The sequence below is a fragment of the Brevundimonas sp. genome (assembly GCF_030682035.1).
Classification (GTDB): Bacteria; Pseudomonadota; Alphaproteobacteria; order Caulobacterales; family Caulobacteraceae; genus Brevundimonas.
On the sequence record NZ_JAUXQZ010000025.1, the window covers coordinates 35,018 to 53,162 of the forward strand.

The 18,145-nt window shown below is 67.4% G+C and carries 16 protein-coding genes; 6 read left to right on the forward strand and 10 right to left on the reverse strand.

Annotated features, from left to right (window positions below):
• Positions 1-26: 26 nt before the first annotated feature.
• The 3 genes from Q8K49_RS05495 to Q8K49_RS05505 form a co-directional block, all read right to left on the reverse strand.
• On the reverse strand, positions 27-1,013 hold the full coding sequence (locus Q8K49_RS05495) for a protein-L-isoaspartate O-methyltransferase (protein ID WP_305304659.1): 987 nt from the start codon (positions 1,011-1,013) through the stop codon (positions 27-29).
• Positions 1,010-3,526, reverse strand: a complete 2,517-nt coding sequence (locus Q8K49_RS05500; protein ID WP_305304660.1) for a hypothetical protein — start codon at positions 3,524-3,526, stop codon at positions 1,010-1,012. Before Q8K49_RS05500 ends, Q8K49_RS05495 begins: the two co-directional genes overlap by 4 nt.
• Positions 3,527-3,730: 204 nt before the next feature.
• Positions 3,731-4,552, reverse strand: a complete 822-nt coding sequence (locus Q8K49_RS05505; RefSeq protein ID WP_305304661.1) for an LD-carboxypeptidase — start codon at positions 4,550-4,552, stop codon at positions 3,731-3,733.
• Positions 4,553-4,620: 68 nt separating this feature from the next.
• On the opposite strand from Q8K49_RS05505, the gene murC reads away from it, so the two are divergent.
• Entirely contained in the window at positions 4,621-6,030 is a 1,410-nt protein-coding gene (gene murC / locus Q8K49_RS05510; RefSeq protein WP_305304662.1) for a UDP-N-acetylmuramate--L-alanine ligase, read from the forward strand.
• An 89-nt stretch (positions 6,031-6,119) separates the two neighbouring features.
• Positions 6,120-7,739: an ATP-binding protein gene (locus Q8K49_RS05515; protein WP_305304663.1), complete on the forward strand. Its 1,620-nt coding sequence runs from the start codon at positions 6,120-6,122 to the stop codon at positions 7,737-7,739.
• A 183-nt stretch (positions 7,740-7,922) separates the two neighbouring features.
• On the opposite strand, the gene Q8K49_RS05520 is transcribed toward Q8K49_RS05515, so the two are convergent.
• From Q8K49_RS05520 to Q8K49_RS05545, 6 genes are all read right to left on the reverse strand, one after another.
• Positions 7,923-8,549 carry a DUF4126 domain-containing protein gene (locus Q8K49_RS05520; protein WP_305304665.1) on the reverse strand — a complete coding sequence of 209 codons (627 nt, stop codon included), beginning with the start codon at positions 8,547-8,549 and terminating at the stop codon, positions 7,923-7,925.
• Positions 8,550-8,671: 122 nt separating this feature from the next.
• The gene (locus Q8K49_RS05525; protein WP_305304666.1) at positions 8,672-8,959 is read right to left on the reverse strand and encodes a GNAT family N-acetyltransferase; all 288 of its coding nucleotides are present in this window, start codon (positions 8,957-8,959) and stop codon (positions 8,672-8,674) included.
• Positions 8,960-9,073: 114 nt separating this feature from the next.
• Positions 9,074-9,493, reverse strand: coding sequence for a hypothetical protein (locus Q8K49_RS05530; protein ID WP_305304668.1), 420 nt, complete (start codon positions 9,491-9,493; stop codon positions 9,074-9,076).
• Between the two features lie 12 nt (positions 9,494-9,505).
• Positions 9,506-10,162, reverse strand: a complete 657-nt coding sequence (locus Q8K49_RS05535; protein ID WP_305304670.1) for a hypothetical protein — start codon at positions 10,160-10,162, stop codon at positions 9,506-9,508.
• Positions 10,163-10,233: 71 nt separating this feature from the next.
• Positions 10,234-10,626 (reverse strand): dihydroneopterin aldolase, encoded by a 393-nt coding sequence (gene folB, locus Q8K49_RS05540; RefSeq protein ID WP_305304671.1) that lies wholly within the window; start codon positions 10,624-10,626, stop codon positions 10,234-10,236.
• Between the two features lie 3 nt (positions 10,627-10,629).
• On the reverse strand, positions 10,630-11,400 hold the full coding sequence (locus tag Q8K49_RS05545) for an SDR family oxidoreductase (RefSeq protein WP_305304672.1): 771 nt from the start codon (positions 11,398-11,400) through the stop codon (positions 10,630-10,632).
• 152 nt (positions 11,401-11,552) lie between these two features.
• On the opposite strand from Q8K49_RS05545, the gene Q8K49_RS05550 reads away from it, so the two are divergent.
• The 3 genes from Q8K49_RS05550 to uvrC are packed head-to-tail and all read left to right on the forward strand — an operon-like array spanning position 11,553 to position 14,391.
• Positions 11,553-12,026, forward strand: coding sequence for an NUDIX domain-containing protein (locus Q8K49_RS05550; protein ID WP_305304673.1), 474 nt, complete (start codon positions 11,553-11,555; stop codon positions 12,024-12,026).
• Between the two features lie 9 nt (positions 12,027-12,035).
• On the forward strand, positions 12,036-12,482 hold the full coding sequence (locus Q8K49_RS05555; protein WP_305304675.1) for a DMT family transporter: 447 nt from the start codon (positions 12,036-12,038) through the stop codon (positions 12,480-12,482).
• 16 nt (positions 12,483-12,498) lie between these two features.
• The gene (gene uvrC, locus Q8K49_RS05560; protein ID WP_305304676.1) at positions 12,499-14,391 is read left to right on the forward strand and encodes an excinuclease ABC subunit UvrC; all 1,893 of its coding nucleotides are present in this window, start codon (positions 12,499-12,501) and stop codon (positions 14,389-14,391) included.
• 94 nt (positions 14,392-14,485) lie between these two features.
• Here uvrC and Q8K49_RS05565 read toward each other — a convergent pair whose 3' ends face one another.
• A complete protein-coding gene (locus Q8K49_RS05565) occupies positions 14,486-17,395 on the reverse strand; it encodes a PAS domain S-box protein (protein ID WP_305304677.1) in 2,910 nt (969 codons plus the stop codon).
• 83 nt (positions 17,396-17,478) lie between these two features.
• Here Q8K49_RS05565 and Q8K49_RS05570 point away from each other — a divergent pair, with 83 nt between their 5' ends.
• The gene (locus Q8K49_RS05570) at positions 17,479-18,114 is read left to right on the forward strand and encodes a carbonic anhydrase (RefSeq protein WP_305304679.1); all 636 of its coding nucleotides are present in this window, start codon (positions 17,479-17,481) and stop codon (positions 18,112-18,114) included.
• The last annotated feature ends 31 nt before the right edge of the window (positions 18,115-18,145 follow it).

Genomic DNA, 18,145 nt, shown 5'->3' on the forward strand with positions numbered 1-18,145 from the left:
TGCCTGCCGCCCGCGCCAGCCTCGCCTCAAGCCGCAGGTCGCGCCCGGTTCTGCATCGCCCCGGTCATGGGAATGAAAAAGACCCCGACGTCGCGGCGGCTGTGCACCCGGCCCTGCTCGTCGCGGGTATAGACGTACAGCACCTGTCCGCGCCGGAACGGCTGGCCGATCGGGATGATCAGCTTGCCGCCGGGCTTGAGCTGTCGGAACAGCTCGGGCGGCGCGTACTGGGCCACGCAGGTCAGCATGATGGTGTCGAACCCGCCCTCGACCTCGGGCCAGCCGAAATAGCCGTCGCCGACGCGGGAATGGACATTGTCATAGCCCAGCGGCGCAAAAATCTTCCCCACCGCCTCACCCACGGGCTGGATGATTTCGATGGTGTAGGCGTCGCGTACGATCCGGCTCAGCAGGCTGGACTGGAAGCCCGAGCCGGTGCCGATCTCCAGCGTCACATCCCCCGGCTTCGGCACGGCCAGCTGGCTCATATAGGCTTGGCCCAGATAGTCGGACAGGACGCTGCCGTGGCCGATGGCCCAGGGCTTGGGATTGTCCTCATAGGCCTGATACGCCGTCGAGGCGGCGGCGGCGTAGGCATAGTGGAAATAGTCGCGCGGCACGCTCTCGAACGCCGCCAGCACGGCCGGATCGGCCGAGCCGAACTTGCCTTCCAGATAGGCCTTGATCCGCGCCATGGCCGCCGGCTTGCGCGACTGGATGTCGGCGAACTGCGCCTCGCTGATCGTCGGGTTGCGGCCCGAGGCGGCCATGACCTCGCGGAAGACATCGAAGGTCCAGGGCCGGGCGGGCGCGCGCACCGTGGCCGAAATCGCGCTTTGGCCTGCGGCTGTCGCCGCGGCCGGCCCAGATCCGGCCGGTCCCGCAGCGGGACCGGCGCCGCCGACGCCGGTTGGGTTCATCCGCTCGCGGATGGTCTTCATCGTCGCGTCGTCGCAGCCGGCGAGCGGCAGGGTTCCGGCGACGGCGGCCAGCAGGGTGCGTCGGTTGATCATGCGGGTTGCTCAATCGCTGGAAAGGGTTCGAGGCGCTCAGACGCGCCCGTGTCTGGAACAGGCGACGGCGCGCGACGGCTGAGGCGCGCGCCGACCGGCAGGACGAGGAAGGCCACGGTGTAAAGCACCGCCGCCGCGACCAGCAGCGACGAGAAGCCGATGTCCCGGCTCATCAGACCCGCCAGCGGCGTGGCCACCACCGAGAAGGCGCCGTTCAAACCCCAAGCCCAGGGCAGCATCCGCCCGTCGCCGATCTGCGTCAGGCCCAGCGGGAATGGCAGCCCCAGCGCCAGCGACACCGGGGCGGCGGCCAGCAGCACCCACATCGCCCGCACAGCGACGGGCTGGTCCAGCGTTCCCATCATGAATTCCTCGGCCCCGATCCGCATCGCCGCGATCCAGCCGAGGACCACCAACAGACCGATGGCCGAGGCCAGCTTGGGTCTGGACCGGATGTGCTCGGCGATCAGACTGCCCAGTCCCGAGAAGATCAGCATGGCTGTCAGCACCAGGGCGAAGGCCGACGAATAGTCGTTGAGATAGAAGGCCGCCTTGTCGATCAGCAGGATTTCGATCAGCAGGAAGCCCAGCCCGAGGGCCGGAAAGTAAAGCACCGGCCAGACCCGGCGCGGCTCGGCCACGCCATTCGTCCGTCGGCGGAACAACATCGGCGCCATCAGCACCAGCACGGCGATCACCGCCGCCTGCGCCAGCACCGCGACATTCACCAGCGCCCCGATCTCGGCCTGGGGCAGAACCTCCAGCCGCCGGATCAGGGTCGAGAGGTTCTGTAGCTTCAGCGAGGAATAGAAGGCCGGGCGGTCCAGCGTCGCCGGCCGGATGTTGAACGCTTGCGACGAGGCCGTGGGCTGACCCGTCAACACCGCCCGCGCTTCATTGGCGATGGCGTCATTGGGGCCGTCCGAGATCACCTCTCCCGTGGTGAAGGACACCGACGGCAGGTCGTTGAACACCCCCGCCCGCGCCGCTGTTACGTCCATGCCCGGATGCCAGGACACGTCGAACGACCGCGCCTCGGCGAAGGCCTTCAACGCCGCGACATCCCCCGCGGACCAGGGCGTCGGCGAGATCAGGATGCGGGCGTTCCAGGCCGAACGATAGACCAGCACATGGCGCGACGGATCGGCGATCCCGGCCCGAAGCAGCGCCTCGCGCCCTGTCGCCATGACCCGCAGGGCATAGACGGGGAAGTCGCGGATCGAGACCGAGACCGAGACCATGCCGCCGGGCTTGAGCGCACCCAGATAGGCGGACAGGGCCTCGACCGTCACCCCCGTAGCATTGGCCGGGGCGGCGTCGACGAAGTCCGCCGAGACCTCAACGACATCATATGCGTTCGGCCCGGCCCGCCACGCCGCCGCGATCGGCCCGCCGTCCAGCAGATTCAGACGGGGATCGACCGTCAGGGCCGGCGACGGCCCCAGTCCGTGACGCAGGGCGCTGTGCAGCACCGGCTCGCCCTCGACCGCATCCGCATGACGCGCGCCGAGCGCCATCGCCTCGGCCCCCCGATAGCCGCCCGACAACCCGACCAGCAGCACATCCGCGCCCGGCCGCAACACATAGGGCGCCGCCGACAGGGCGCTGGGGGCGTAGGCGGCGTCCACCGGACCCGGCTTCGGCAGGGAGGCGATCCGGGCGCCGTCCCTGTACAGTCCATAGGTCGCCGGTGGTCCCGCCACGCCCAGCATCCCGGCGTTGTTGGAGATGTCGGCGTCGACGCGCTCAGTGAAATTCTCCAGCAGCAGATAGTGGCCGCGCGGCTGTTTCAGTTCTGCCACCACCCGCGCGCCGGGTGTGTTCATCGGCGCATAGACCGACTTGAACTCCGAGATCGCCGGGGCCGGACCGAGGAACAGGATCGCCTCGGCCCCGACCAGCGCGGCCCCGGCCAGACCTGCACCGAGCCAGTTCAGCCGGCCGGGCTGAAACAGGGTCGCCAGCGCGAGCGGCACGATCAGGATCGGCGCGAGCAGAAACGGGTGGACCACGAACATCAGGCCCAGCGCGAGGGCCGAGCCCAGGCCGGCGCCGATCAGGTCATAGCCATAGACCCGCCCGATCTCGCGCGGATTCAGCACGAAGATCAGCGAGATGTAGAGGCCGGCCAGGAAGAAGAACGGCAACAGGGCCGCATAATACAGGCCGATATTGCGCACCTGTTCGACCCAGGTCGTCGGGTTTTGCAGCTGCAGCGGATTGAAGGCGTTGGCGGTCACCCATTGATAGCCCACCGCCGCCGCCAGGGTCATCGCCGCCGGCAACACCGTTCGCAACAGCCGGCCATGCCGCTCGACCGTGTCGCGAAACAGGGCGGTGACCACGCCGGACAGGGCAAAACCGGCCATAACAATGGAGATGATCCAGTAGCCATACTCGGACCATTTCGCGACGGCGAAATACCGGGTCAGGGCGTTCTCGATCCCGACCACACCCAGCGCGATCAGGAACAGCGGCATCAGCGCCGCGCGGGTCTTCGCTGCGGGGTTCACGCCGTGCGGTCCGGTTTGAATTGCCGATGGTTGGCGGTCCGGTCAGCGCCCCCCGACGCCGTCCAGACCGCCACCGCGGACGCCCTATCCCCAAGGCTCCGCGAACTCATGGTTAACAACCACTTAAGCCCCATCCAAATGCATCTGGCGCGGCAACCGCCGGAGAGTCGACAGGCTTCGCCGTTTGCGCGAACCGATCGAGGCTCACCTGTGGCCGAAGGGGACCACCTTGTTGTGGCGGTCGTGGCCGATATCGGCCGTTCCCAGATACGGAATTCCCGACCGTTCGCACCAGTAGCGGCAGATCTCTTCCGCGGTCAGGCCGAAGTCGGGATCATTCTCGACAATGTCCGACACCCGCCCCATCCGGATGCCCGCCACCTTGCGGATCGAGGCCTGACCGGTCAGGTGGAACATCATCCGGTCGATCCGGTACAGCGGCTCTGACACATCCTCCAGCATCAGGACATGGCCGGTCAGGTCGGGTTCCAGCGCCGTCCCCACGAGCGCGTCCAGAATGCTGAGATTGAAACCCACCGCCGGACGCGGATCATCGGCCAGCGACGGCTCCCACGACGTCGGATCGCCCGACCGCAGCCAGTTCAGCGCCCGCCAGGCCGTGGCGTCGTTCCGCACCGCGTCGGAGGCCATTGGTCCGTGCGCCACATGCGGGAACCCGGCCCTGTAGAGCAGGGCCAGAATGCTGCCGGCGTCCGAATAGCCCAGATACCGCTTCTTGCGCGCTGCCGCCGTCAGCCGCGGCAGCACCGCCTCGGCGATGCGGCAGGCGCCGTAGCCGCCGCGCGCGAACCAGACTGCGTCCAGCCGCGGATCATTGGCGTATTCGACGAAGGCCGCGGCCCGGCTGGCGTCGTCGCCGCCGAAATGCCCGTGCTTGCCGAAGCTGGCCGGGTGGAAGGCCGCCGTAACCGAGCCGTCCGGAAAATTGGTCGCGAACCAGGCCAGAACGGCCTCGGCGCGCGCCTTGTTGAAGCGCGAACTGGCGTTGACGATGCCGATCTTCATGCTGAGCCGCTGGCCTCCAGCCTCGCCCGTGCTAGTCAGGCCGCCGGACATTCCCCGGTTTCGCCCTCATGAATCAAGACGACTATTTCTTCTGCGGCATCGGCGGGTCCGGAATGCTCCCGCTGGCGATGATCGTCCAGGCGCGCGGCGGCCGTATCGAGGGCTCCGACCGCTCCCGCGATCAGGGCCGCACGCCGGAAAAATTCGCATGGCTTGAAGCGCACGGCGTCACCCTGCATCCGCAGGACGGCTCGGGCGTCACACGCGCGGACCAGACGGTGGTGGCCACCGGCGCCATCGAGGACACGGTGCCGGATATCAGCGCGGCGAAACGCGCCGGAGCTCGAATCGTCACCCGGCCTGAGCTTCTCAGCCAACTTTTCAACGCCGCCCCGGTCTCCATCGGCGTGGCGGGCACCAGCGGCAAGTCCACCATCACCGGCATGATCGCCTGGATCCTGCACCGGGCGGGCCACGAACCCACCGTCATGAACGGCGCGGTGATGAAGAATTTCGCCGACGCGGACCATCCGTTCGCCAGCGCCCTGATCGGAGGTCCTGACCTGTTCGTGTCGGAGGTCGATGAGTCCGACGGCTCCATCGCCCGCTACGATCCCACGGTCGCCGTGGTCTCCAACATCTCGCTGGACCACAAGTCGATGGAGGAGTTGCGCGACCTGTTCGGCGGCTTCACCGGCCGCGCGGCGAAGGCTGTCCTGAACCTCGACAATCTCGAGACCCAGGCGCTCGCCCAGACCCTGCCAGCCGACAAGGTGATCACCTTCGCTCTGGGTGAAGAGCCGGCCACACTGAACGCCCACGATCTCGAGCCTTTGCCAACTGGCATGCGCTTCACCCTGACAGAGCTTGATGGGACGAAGCACGCGGTGACCCTGAACGTCCCCGGCGCCCACAATGTCGCCAACGCTCTCGCGGCGCTCGGTGCGGTCCGCGCCGTCGGCGTGCCGCTGACCGACGCCGTCGCCGCCCTGGAAACCTTCGCCGGCATCCGCCGCCGTATGGAGGTCGTCGGAACCGCGAACGACATCACCATCATCGACGACTTCGCCCACAACCCGGACAAGATCGCCGCCACCCTGAAGACCCTGCACGCCTTCGACGGCCGGCTGCTGATCCTGTTCCAGCCGCACGGCTTCGGTCCGCTGCGGCTGATGCAGACCGAGTTCATCGACGGATTTGCCGGCCTGATGCGCGAGGATGACGTCCTGCTGATGCCCGAGCCCGTCTATTTCGGCGGCACGACCGACCGGTCCGTCGGCAGCGAGGACATCGCCGCAGGCGTCCGGGCCGCCGGCCGCACGGCCGAGGCCCTGGCCACCCGCGAGGCTTGCGGTGATCGGCTGATGGAACTGGCCCGCCCCGGCGACCGGATCATTGTCATGGGCGCCCGGGACGACACCCTGTCAGTCTTCGCAGTGGCGCTTCTCGATCGGCTTTCTTGTCCGCTTACAGATTGATATTCAAGAGAATATCTTGAAACATTCACGCCCGGAAAAGCTGGCGTTAAGGGCTGACATCTATCCCGGCGGTCAGGCGGGAGTTGTACATGGCCAGGATCGGTGACTTTGCGAGTGAGGCGGCGCCAATCGGCCCGGACACGCCCGGCGCGGATGTTTTCGACCGTTTCCAGAGTGAGCCGGACACCCTCGTCATCGCCGTCATCGACGGCGACAGCCGCCCTGTCGGCCTGATCGAGCGCAACGCGTTCACCCTCAAAATGGCCGCTGAGTTCGGGCGTGCCCTGTACGCCAAGCGTCCGGCCGCCGCCTTCATGGACGCTGCGCCCCGGATCCTCGACGCCGACGCCGACGCCGAGACCCTGTTCCAGTCCATGGACGCCGCCAATCTGGGTGGTCTGTTGAACGGTTTCGTGGTCACCTCCAGAGGTCGTTACGTCGGCGTCGGCGCCGGGGTGCATGTGTTGCAGGCCGGAAGCGCGATCCACCGGCGGCGCGCCGACGCCATGAGCGCCCTTGCCCGCGATCTCGCCAGAGCGGAGGCCGAGGCCCGCGCCTCCAGCCGGGCCAAGTCAGAATTTCTGGCCGTCATGAGCCATGAGATTCGCACGCCGCTGAACGGGGTTCTGGGCGTCGCAGCCCTGATGGAGCGAGAACTCACCCAGGAGGCCATGCGGCCCTACGCCCGCACTATTCTCGACTCCGGCCAGAGCCTGCTGCGCCTGCTGACGGACGCCCTGGACATGTCGCGGGCGGAGGCCGGCCTGATGACGTTCGAAACGGCGCCAGTCGATCTCGCCGCTCTCGCCGCGGACCTCAAGGCCCTGTGGAGCCCTCGCGCCCAGGAAAAGAACCTGATTCTGACGGTCACCCACGACACGGCCGGTCGCGACTGGGTGGCCGGCGACGAGATGCGGCTCAAACAGCTGTTCAACAACCTGATTGGAAACGCCCTGAAATTCACCCAGGCCGGAGAGGTCGCGGTCCACATCACCAGCCACGACATGGACGGCCAGATCGCCCTCAGCGCCACGGTGGACGACAGCGGTCCTGGCGTGCCGGAAGGGTTGGTCGGGAGCATCTTCGACCCGTTCAACACCGGCCACGCCGGCCGCGAGGGCGCGGGCGCCGGCCTCGGTCTGGCGATCTGCCGCCAGATTGTGGAACTGATGAACGGCGCCATCGCGGTCGAGCGATCACCGCAGGGCGGGGCGCGGTTCCGGTTCACCCTGACCCTGCCCGCCGCAAGTCGCGAGATGCGGGCGGCGGCCATGCAGATGGCCGAACCCACCGCCCACACGACCCTGCATGTCCTCATCGTGGACGACAACGCCACCAATCGCTTCGTCGCCGGCAAGGTGCTTGAACTGTTCGGTTGCAGCGCTGAAGCCGTCGAAGGCGGACAGGAAGCGATCGAACGGGTCAAGGCCGGCGCATTCGACCTGGTCCTGATGGACATCAAGATGCCCGTCATGGACGGAGTCCAGGCCACCCGACTGATCCGGGGTCTGTCAGGGCCCGTGGCCGACATCCCGATCCTGGCTCTGACGGCCAACGCCGATCCTCGCGATGAAGCGGAGTATTTGGCAGCCGGTATGAACGGCGTAGCGCAAAAACCCATCCAGCCTGACGCCCTGCTCAACGCCATCCGCCTGGTCATGGGCAGCCGACCGGTGTTCCATCAGACGGCCCTGACGGCAGCCGCTTGAGCCGCCGCACGATCGCGGGCCTGGCAGGCTGTTGAAAAAGTCGGACCGCGGAAGCGATTTGCCCGGAAATCTCCATTCATGGGAACGCCCACAAACGGACCTGTTGAATTCATTCAATTTTCTATTCGACAGATGGTGATTGGATCTCGTTCCGAGAGGGTCAAAACCTGGTTCAACAGCCCGCTAGGCCGGTTGGGCCTCACGCCAGGCGCGGACCCGCCGGGCCAGCCGGTAGATCACCACGATCAGGGCGATCACGACGATCGGGATCAGGATCGGCGCCAGGAAGGCGACGATCACGGTCAGGAAGGCCAGCACGTCCTCGACCAGCGAGACCAGCGGATTGCCCAGCCCGCCGGTGGTCGCCGTCGAGCCGACCCGCACCCCCGTCTGCGCCGCATTGAAGGCCAAGGCCGCCGGCGCCCCCACGATCAGGCCCGCGATCGCCGCCGCCGACGGATCGACGTTCCAGAACACGCTGCCCGCCGCCACCGCCCCCGCGATTGGCCGTGTGACATAGCCGATGGCGTTCAGCCCGTGGTCGATGGCCGGCACCTTGTCGCCTGCGAACTCGGCTACGGTCGCCGTCGCCAAGGCGGCGATCGCCGGCCAGGAGACCAGCCAGTCCATCTGGTCGATCAGGCGCACGCCGAACATTTCGAACTTGGCCGACAGCGCCAGCATCAGCAGCGGCAGGAAGGTGCGCAGTCCGGTCGCCGAGGCCAGGCCCAGCCCCAGCAGCGCCGGCAGCACCCAGGTCTGCATTGGCCCCGCGGCCGCGCTGATCGAGGACAGGTCGAGGTCGGGCATGGGGCGGCTCCGCGTCGTTCCTCACACAATGCGCGGGAAAGCCTCGGCGCTCCATCGGCTTTTTCGCTCGAGCCGCGTCGGGTCGAGAAGGCGGAGCCTTCTGACCGCGGCCAACAAAAATGTCAGGCCTTCACGTCGTCGAACTCGGGATGCCGCTTCAGCCAGGCGACGGCGTAGCTGCATCGCGGCGCCAGCTTCAGTCCTTCGGCCCGCGCGTGCCCGCCAAGGGCCTGCATGAACCGTCCCGCTGCGCCCGTTCCGCGCAGGGCCGGATCAGCCTCCACATGCAGGATCACCCGCGTCGTCCCCTCCACCGCATAGTCGGCGAAAACGGAGCGTAGCTTTCCCTCGGGATCGGCGAATCCCTGTTCGAACCGCTGGTCGGCGCGAACGTCGCGAATATCGGTCATGGGCGGCCTCGTCTGTGTCGGAGAGCGGACAGTCGGCCAACACGGAAATCAGCGGAGGCGTTCCCCGAAAACCGGTGAAACCTGGTTTCCGTCAGGAACCGTCGCTCCGGCGCCTCACGGCGCCCTGTCGCTCAGCAGCCGGAACAGGCCGATGATGCTCTTGATCGTGAACCAGACGGTCAGGAACAACAGCCCCAGCCCCAACAACAGCGCGAGGGGTATCAGGACGACGCCCATGTCGTTCACGGCGAAGAATGAGACCACGCAGATCGCGATGCCGATCCACAACAGGATGGTCCACCAGAACACCGACCAGAACAGGCCGATCTGGGCGTCGATATGGGTCCGCGACAGGCCGTCCGATCCGCCGCGCCCGGCATAGGCGACGATCAGGCCGACGATGACCAGCAGGTTCGCGCTGGGCAGGGACAGGATGTACAGGCCCCAGGCGATCAGCGCGGCCGGCCGGCCTTCGGATTCATGCCCGGTGGCGAAGCGCGGTTCCTTGGGGGCGTCGGGCAAAGCGTCAGCCATGGCGTCTCTCCGTCAGATCCACCAGCCGCGCGGATCGGCGATCGCACGGCCGGACTTCAGGGTCCAAACGCCCCAAGCCCCGCGAAGCACCATCCACAGGGCCAGGCCGAACAGGATCGGCACCCCCAGAGCGAACGGCGCGGCCAGCAGGATCACCCCGGCCACCGCCGCCACCGCCGCCGCCCACAGGGTGCGGCGCTGATAGATGAAGTGTGAGGCCGACAGGTCGTCTTCCGGCCCTGCCCGTCCGGTGACGGCGAACAGGCCGATCGCCGCCGACACGCCGACGGTCGGGACGGCGAACAGGATCAGGGCGTAGACGGCGTACAGACCCAGACCTCCGCCCGGGATCGCGGCGCCTTCGTCCCGCCGGCGTCGGCGCGACGAGAACTCGCGCGACGTCGCAAAGACCGAACTGGCCTCGACCGGCGCCGGCTCCGGCGGGAGGGGCTCGTCGTCGAGCGGATCCTCCTCAGGTTCGGGTTCGGCCTCGTACACAGGCGCCGGCTCGTGTTCGAACACAGGTTCGGGTTCCGGCTCGGGTTCAGGTTCGCGCCAGCGACCCTGTAGCGACGCCGGAGAGGCGAAGCCGATCAGGTCGTCGTCGTGGTCATCCCCAAGGTTGTCCAATGGGTCGTCCGTGGGGGGGAGATCGCCGGGTTCGGCCATCGGATATCCTTCAGTCCGGTCCAAGTAATGACCGCGCCGCGCTTTCGGCGCAACCGCACAGGCAAGCCGATTCAGCGCGCCAGCACGACCACGCAGCCGGCGGCGGCGGCGGCGTCCAGCGCGCCCGGCTTTTCGATCCGCACCGTGCACCGCCGCACGCGTCCGTCCTTCAGGCAGGCCGTGGCCAGTCGATCGGCGAAGGTCTCGACCAGGCCGACATGGCCTTCGGCTGTGATGGCGTGAGCCGCCGCGGCCACGGTCTCATAGTTGATGGTGTCAGCCAGACGCTCGACCGGCGCCGGCGTCAACTCCAGCGTGACATCGATGACCAGGGTCTGCAGACGCCCCTGTTCGTGGTCGTGCACTCCGATGCCCGCCTCGACGCTCAGGCCGCGCACGAACACGGTCAGGCCCTCACGGCGCGGGCCGTCAGCGGCGGGGAAGGGCAGGGGGGAAACGGTCAAGGCCTACTCCACAATGTCCGGGGTCTGCCACGCCAGGTGCTGGCCCCCGTCCACGGCGATCATCTGACCCGTCACCTGCCCGGCGTCCACCAGCCAGCGCACGGCCTCGGCGACGGCCTCGGGACTGCCGGCGCGTTGCAGCGGCGTGGCCCGCGCCTCGGCCTCGAACTCGCCCGCCGCCTGATGCACCGACGGCAGGGTCGGTCCGGGCCCCACGCCGTTGACGCGAATGCGCGGCGCCAAGGCCTGGGCCATGGTCCGGGTGGCGACCCACAGGGCGGATTTGGATAGACCGTACGAGAAGAAGCGCGGGTCCGGCTTCAACACCCGCTGGTCCAGAATATTGATGATGGCCGAGCCGTCCGGCGCCTGGGCCGCGAACACCTGGGCCAGCAGCACCGGCGCCCGCAGATTGACGTCCATATGCACCGCCCAGCTTTCGCCCGTGATGCTGTCCAGCCGGTCGTCGGAGAACACCGAGGCGTTGTTGACCAGCACCGACAAGGGCCCCAGCGGCTCAACAGCGCGGCCGATCAGTGCGTGGGTCGCGATGACGTCGGCGAGGTCGGCCGACAGGCAGACGGCGCACCGGCCCAAGGCCTTGATCTCGCCCGCGACGCCCGCGGCCTCGTCCGCCGAGGCGCGATGGTGGATCGCCACGTCGAATCCGGCGGCGGCCAGCTCGAGACAGATCGCCCGGCCGATGCGCTTCGCTCCGCCGGTGACAAGGGCGGCGCCGCGCCGTTCACCGTTACGGGCCGGGGCCTCAGTCAACCCGGCCGAACTCGAAATAGTTTATGGCGGCGAAGACGGCGACGAAGCCGAGGATGATGTAGAGGGCCAGCATGGAAACGCTCCTATAGCCCGCCCGCAATAAAGCCCTGCGCCCGGCTGTTCAAGAACGCACGACGGCTTATCGTCGTCCCATGACGACGTGGCGCACCCGGATCGAGCCCTACACCCGCCCGCTGTTCTTCGCCTGGTCGCGGATGACCCGCGGTATGACCCTCGGCGTGCGCGGCGTGGCGGTGGACGCCGACGGCCGGGTTTTGCTGGTGAAACACACCTATCTGCACGGCTGGTGGCTACCCGGCGGGGGCGTCGAGCGCGGTCAGTCCTGCGAGGACGCCCTGATCCGCGAGATGCGCGAGGAGGCCGGCGTCATCGTCGAGGGCACTCCGGCCCTGATCAGCGTCCACGCCAATGAGCGCCATTTCCGCGGCGACCATGTGCTGGTCTATCACATCGACCGCTTCGCCCTGACTGACCGCACCAGTCACGGCGAGATCGCGGAGGTGGGGTGGTTCGACCCGGACGTTCTGCCTGATGACACCCACCGCGCGACGCGTGACCGGCTGGCGGAAATCTTCGGCGGTGCGGACCGCGCGACAAGCTGGTAGCCAGAGCCCATGAACCCCGCCCTCTTCTCCATGATCGCCGTCGTCCTCGCGGGCGGCGCGACCGCCCTTCAGGCCCCGACCAACGCCAGGCTCATGGGCGCCGTCGGCTCGCCGGTGAACGCCGCCTTTGTCTCGTTCGCCGTCGGCACGGCGGCCCTGGGGATCGTCGCCATGATCCTGCAGGCGAAACCGGATGTCGCGGCGGCGCGGGTCCTGCCCTGGTACGTCTGGATCGGCGGCCTCTATGGCGCGATCTTCGTCGTCGCCGCGGCCTGGGGCGTACCGAGGCTCGGCGTCGCCCTGACCATCACCCTGATGGTCGCCGGACAGCTGCTGGTCGGTCTGATCCTCGATCATTTCGGCGCCTTTGGCGCGCCGCAGCACCCGATCAGCCTGGGCCGCGCCGCCGGCGTCGCCCTGGTTCTCGCTGGCGTGCTTATGGTCCGCCGCTTCTAGGCCTATATCGGTCCCGATGACCGAGGAGACCTCGCCAGCCGATTCGCCGACGACCGCCCTGGTCGCGGCCGACCTGATCCGCGACGAGGCGCGGCGGGCGCCGGACAAGCCGGGCGTCTATCGCATGTATGGCGAGGACGGGACCTGCCTCTATGTCGGCAAGGCGCGCTCCATCAAGAAGCGCATCCTCCAGTATGCGCAAGGACGGTTCCACACCCAACGCATCGGCCTGATGGTTTCCCTGACCCGGTCGATGGAGCTGGTCATCACAGCCTCCGAGACCGAGGCCCTGCTGCTCGAATCCAGCTTCATCAAACAGCTCAAGCCGCGCTTCAACGTGGTGCTGCGCGACGACAAGTCGTTCGCCGAACTGATGATCCGCAAGGACCACCGCGCCCCACAGGTCCGCAAGCATCGTGGGGCCCACACGACCCCCGGCGACTATTTCGGCCCCTTCGCCTCGACATGGGCGGTGAACCGGACGCTGAACACCCTGCAGAAGGCCTTCCTGCTGCGGTCATGCTCGGACAGCGTCTACGAGACCCGCACCCGGCCCTGCATGCTGCACCAGATCAAGCGCTGTTCGGCCCCCTGCACGGGCCTGATCTCGCTCGAGGACTATGGCGATCTGGTCGAGGAGGCCTCCCTGTTCCTGCGCGGCAAGTCCCGCGCCGTCATCGCCCGCCTGTCCGGCGAGATGAGCGCCGCCGCCGAGGCCATGGACTACGAACAGGCCGCCCGCGTCCGCGACCGTATCCGCGCCCTTTCCGCCATCTCGATGGAAAACTCCGTCAGCGCCGATAGCGTCGCCGAAGCCGACGTTTTCGCCCTGTTCTCCGAGGGCGGTCAGGCCTGCGTCCAGGTCTTCTTCTACCGCGGCGGCCAGAACTGGGGCGGCCGCGCCTATTTCCCGCGCGTCGACAAGACGGATGCCGACCCGGAAATCCTCGCCGCCTTCCTCGGCCAGTTTTATGAGGACAAGCCGATCCCGCGTCTGGTCCTGTCCAACGTCCGCCCGCACGAACTGGAGCTGCTGGAAGAGGCCTTCTCGATGAAGGCCGAACGAAAAGTCGAGATCGCCAACCCCCGGCGCGGCGACAAGCTCAGCCTCGTCGACCATGCCCTGACCAACGCCCGCGAGGCGCTGGGCCGCAAGATGGCCGAGGGGTCGGCCCAGGGTAAAATCCTCGACGAGGTCTGCGAGTCCTTCGGTCTGGACGCCCGGCCTGAGCGGATCGAGATTTACGACAACGCCCACATCCAGGGCACCAACGCCGTTGGCGGCATGGTGGTGGCCGGGCCCGAGGGCTTCCAGAAATCGCAGTACCGCAAGTTCAACATCCGCGGCGAGGACCTGACCCCCGGAGACGACTACGGCATGATGCGCGAGGTCATGCGCCGCCGCTTCGGACGGCTGGTCAAGGAAGAAGACGCCGGAGACGAGGTCGTCCGCCCCGACCTGCTGCTGATCGACGGCGGCACCGGCCAGCTGGCCGAGGTGCTGGCGGTGCTGGCCGACCTCGGACTGGACGACATCACCGCCGTCGGCGTGGCCAAGGGACCCGACCGCGACGCCGGCAAGGAGCATTTCTTCATGCCCGGCAAGCCACCCTTCATGCTGCCGCTGAAATCGCCCGCCCTCTATTACATCCAGCGCCTGCGTGACGAGGCCCACCGCTTCGCCAACGGCGCCCACCGCACCCGCCGTTCGATGGACATCAAGAAGAACCCGCTCGACGAGATCGAGGGCATCGGCCCGGGCCGCAAGAAGGCCCTGCTGCACGCCTTCGGCTCCGCCAAGGGCGTCGGCCGCGCCGCAGTGGTCGATCTGGTCAAGGTCGAGGGGATCAACCAGCCGATGGCCGAACGGATTTACGGGTTTTTCCATCCGGCGACGACGCATCGCTGAGCCCGTTTCCGGCCCACTTGCGGACTTTGGCCGGAGGTCATTTTCTGGAGGGTTCGCGGGTGTCATCCGCCGTGATGCAAAGCGGGCAAACGGTTCAGAGCAGGGCGGCGATGCTTTGGGCCAGGTCGGAGTTGCGGAACGGCTTCGAAAGAAGGGGGAGCTGGACATCAATCCCCGAATGCTCCGCAAAGCCCGATACGAGCAGCACGGGAAGGTCTGGCAGCCGGGTCCGCAACGTCGCCGCCAGGTCAACGCCGGTCATTCCCGGCATCAAATGGTCGGTGATGACGATGCTCGGACGCAGGCCGCCAGTGATCAAGGACAGGGCTTCTTCGGCAGAGCTGGCTTCCCGCACATCATAGCCCATGTCCACGAGCATATCGGCGGTGCTGGCCCGGACGAGGTCCTCGTCATCGACCAGCAGGACAGAACCTCTCTGCATGGGCTGCGTCCGTGTCGCAGGAGGCGCGTCCGGACTGGCCACGGCCTCCTCACTCCGGGGCAACCAGATTTCCACATTGGTGCCAAGCCCGGGGCGACTACGAATACGCAGGTCGCCGCCCAGCTGCTGGACCAGCCCATGCACCATTGAAAGGCCCAGTCCGGTGCCCTTGCCGACGCCTTTCGTGGAGAAGAAGGGCTCCGTTGCACGGGCCATGGTGGCTTCATCCATGCCCGCACCGGTATCCGCCACCGAAACACGGACATAGCGGCCGGGCCGTAGATTGCCGGCGCCGCCGGGCGACACTTCACCCAGCGCGGCTGTCAGGCGCAGAACGCCGACCTCGGCCATCGCGTCGCGCGCATTCACCGCCAGATTCAGCAGGGCCATTTCGAGTTGATTGGGATCGGCCTTCGCAGGCGGCAGTCCTGGTTCGATCTCCACCAGCACCTTGATCTGCGGCCCGATCGTACTCGAAACGAGATCCGCCATTCCGGCCATCAGCTCTCCGACGTCGACGGCCGTCGCCTGGAGCGGTTGCCGGCGAGCGAAGGCCAGCAGGCGCTGCACCAGCGTTCGGGCGCGTTCGGCGGATTGAAGCGCGCCGGCGATCAGGCGTTGCTCGCGCTCGCCGCCGACGCTCCGCCGCTCAAGCATGTCGAGCGCCCCCAGGATCGGGGTCAGCAGGTTGTTGAAGTCATGCGCGACCCCGCCGGTGAGTTGACCCATGGCCTCCATTTTCTGGGCATGGCGTAGCTGTTCCTCCGCCCGGGCCAGCCTCTCCTGCTCCCGGACCCGCTCGGTGACGTCGTAGACGAATTGATAGGCGCCCACCTGCCGCCCCTCGGCGTCACGCAGGACATTGTATTTCATCTCATAGGCGTGTCGGGCCCTGCCAGGATCGCCGAACTCGGCCGTCTCGGTGAACTCCTCGCCCCCCAATGCTCGCGCCCATATGGTCCGGACGGCCTCCTGGTGCTCGGGCTGATCATCGAGGACCCCGACGATCGATTGGCCCACCTGCGGTCTCACGCCGAAAATGCGCTCGAACTCGGTGGCGGCCGCCTTGTTGACCGCGAGCCAGCGGAAATCCATATCGACCACCTGCACGAAGGCGTCGGTTCCTTCGACGATATCCGCCAGCAGCTTGCGCTCGGCTAGGGCTTCGCTCACCCGCCTCTCAAGGTTTGTATTCAGTTCGCGCAGAGTGGCTTCGTCGCGTCGCTGGGCGGTGACATCGGTATGAACGCCCACCCATTCGAGAATCGACCCGTCGGCGGAGACCGTCGGGATCGCGCGGATCGAAAAAATGCCCCATGTCCGATCATGGCGGAGCAGCCGGTGTTCGAAGACGAACGGCTTGCGCCCGGCCACCGCTTCCCGCCAGGCGACCACCGTGCCGTCCACATCGTCCGGGTGGACCGCGTCCGACCAGCCGTAACCCTCGTAAGCTTCTCGCGTCTGCCCGGTCAGGGCGGACCACCCGGGCTGGTCCCCGGTCATCCGACCTTCGGCGTCGTTGGTCCACAGCACCCCTTCGACAGCCCGGACAGCCGCCTGGAACCGGCTATTGCTGTCTCGCAACATCGCCGCCGCCCCGACGCGTTCCACATGCGCCCACGACCGCTCGGTGACTTCCGTCAAAAGGGCCAGGTCGCTGTCCTTCCAGACCCGCGCCACCCTGTCGTGAATGGCCATGAGGGCCACAAGCCGCCCTTCCTTGACCAGCGGCATGCAGATCGTCGCCGTGATGCCGATCGACTGGAAGGTCGCGGCTTCCTCCGGGGCCAGCTCCTCCAGATTGTTGTTCACCACCAGCGGTCGACCGGTGCTCAGGTTCTCGACCGCCAGCTTGCCGAAGTCCGCCAGTTGATAGTGGCCGACGATGCTGGGAGAGCCGGGGGCGCTCCAGTCGCCTCGGATCGTAAATCCGTCCTCGTCGGGATCCATGTCGGCATAGGCGCAGCAGGACAGCCGCAGATGCTCCCCCAGCATTCTGGTCGCGTTGAGCAGTATGTCATCCGCCTCGGCCAGATTGGCGGTCGCCCGGTTGAGGTCGTCGAGGAAACGGAGCCGGGTCTGCTCTTCGGCGAGGCGCTCCGCGCCCTCCCGGAGTTCCGCCTCGGCCCGACGTCGCTCGGAGATGTCTCTGAGATAGCCGACGAAAAGGCGTTCGCCGCCCAGTTCGGCGTCGGTGATCGTCAGCTCGACGGGAAACTCACGCCCGTCGCGGTGGCGGGCATCGATCTCGATCCGCTGGCCAATGACATGGGCATCGCCGGTTTTCAGAAACCGGGCCATGCCCTGGTTGTGGGCGTCCCGCAGATGGTCCGGCACCACCATGTCCGCCATGGCCGCTCCCACCGCTTCGGCCTGCGACCAGCCGAACGTCTCCTCCGCGCCCCGATTCCACGCGCGGACGGCGCCCGTGACATCGATGACGATGACCGCGTCCAGCGCCGCATTGATGATGGGTTGAAGCGACTCAAGGCTCGTCACACATTCTCCCCACGGACTTGGCTTGTCGGATAACGCTTTTATCCTTCCGGCGTTGCCGACCAAGGATGCACCGCAGACGGTCCGGCGCGCTTGTGACCGTCTCGTCCCCTCTCCCCCAACGGGTTCTGAATGCCTATACCGACGCCATGACCGACGAATCCCGTGACGCCCTGCTCTCCGGCTATCGCCGCTTCCGCGAGGGCCACTGGCCCGAGGCCCGGGCCCAGTATGAGGCGCTCGCCGCTGAGGGCCAGAAGCCGCACACCCTCGTCGTCGCCTGTTCGGACAGCCGCGCCGATCCGGCCCTGATCTTCGACACCGCGCCGGGCCAGCTGTTCGTCGTCCGCAACGTCGCCAATCTGGTCCCGCCCTATGAGCCGGACGGCCACCTGCACGGCGTGTCAGCGGCTTTGGAGTTCGGGGTCAAGGTGCTGAACGTCTCGCGCATCATGATCATGGGTCACGCCCACTGCGGCGGGGTCAACGCCATGCTCCATGGCGCGCCCGCCGACTGTCAGGACTTCGTCGCTCCCTGGGTGGCGCAGGGCGCGCCGCTCGTGCGCCGCATCGCCGAGGCATGCGCGCCCGAAGAGGTTGAACAGCTGGCCGAAGAGGCGGTGGTCCGTCTGTCGCTCCAGAACCTGCGCACCTTCCCCTGGATCGCCGAGCGCGAAGCCGCGGGAACCCTGGCACTCAGCGGCGTCCATTTCGGCATCGCCGATGGGGTGCTGAGGTCGCTGCGCGAGGGCGAGGGCGAGGGCGAGTTCGTGTCGCTGGCCTAGGATTGCAAAAAGTAGTGAGATAGACTACTTG

Bases quoted from the DNA above. Each gene is read 5' to 3' on its own strand.
- Q8K49_RS05570 (WP_305304679.1), top strand. From the start codon at position 17,479: ATGACCGACGAATCCCGTGACGCCCTGCTCTCCGGCTATCGCCGCTTC.
- Q8K49_RS05555 (WP_305304675.1), top strand. From the start codon at position 12,036: ATGAACCCCGCCCTCTTCTCCATGATCGCCGTCGTCCTCGCGGGCGGC.
- uvrC (WP_305304676.1), top strand. From the start codon at position 12,499: ATGACCGAGGAGACCTCGCCAGCCGATTCGCCGACGACCGCCCTGGTC.
- Q8K49_RS05535 (WP_305304670.1), bottom strand. From the start codon at position 10,162: ATGGCCGAACCCGGCGATCTCCCCCCCACGGACGACCCATTGGACAAC.
- Q8K49_RS05495 (WP_305304659.1), bottom strand. From the start codon at position 1,013: ATGATCAACCGACGCACCCTGCTGGCCGCCGTCGCCGGAACCCTGCCG.
- Q8K49_RS05530 (WP_305304668.1), bottom strand. From the start codon at position 9,493: ATGGCTGACGCTTTGCCCGACGCCCCCAAGGAACCGCGCTTCGCCACC.
- Q8K49_RS05515 (WP_305304663.1), top strand. From the start codon at position 6,120: ATGGCCAGGATCGGTGACTTTGCGAGTGAGGCGGCGCCAATCGGCCCG.
- Q8K49_RS05520 (WP_305304665.1), bottom strand. From the start codon at position 8,549: ATGCCCGACCTCGACCTGTCCTCGATCAGCGCGGCCGCGGGGCCAATG.
- Q8K49_RS05550 (WP_305304673.1), top strand. From the start codon at position 11,553: ATGACGACGTGGCGCACCCGGATCGAGCCCTACACCCGCCCGCTGTTC.
- murC (WP_305304662.1), top strand. From the start codon at position 4,621: ATGAATCAAGACGACTATTTCTTCTGCGGCATCGGCGGGTCCGGAATG.
- Q8K49_RS05525 (WP_305304666.1), bottom strand. From the start codon at position 8,959: ATGACCGATATTCGCGACGTTCGCGCCGACCAGCGGTTCGAACAGGGA.
- Q8K49_RS05505 (WP_305304661.1), bottom strand. From the start codon at position 4,552: ATGAAGATCGGCATCGTCAACGCCAGTTCGCGCTTCAACAAGGCGCGC.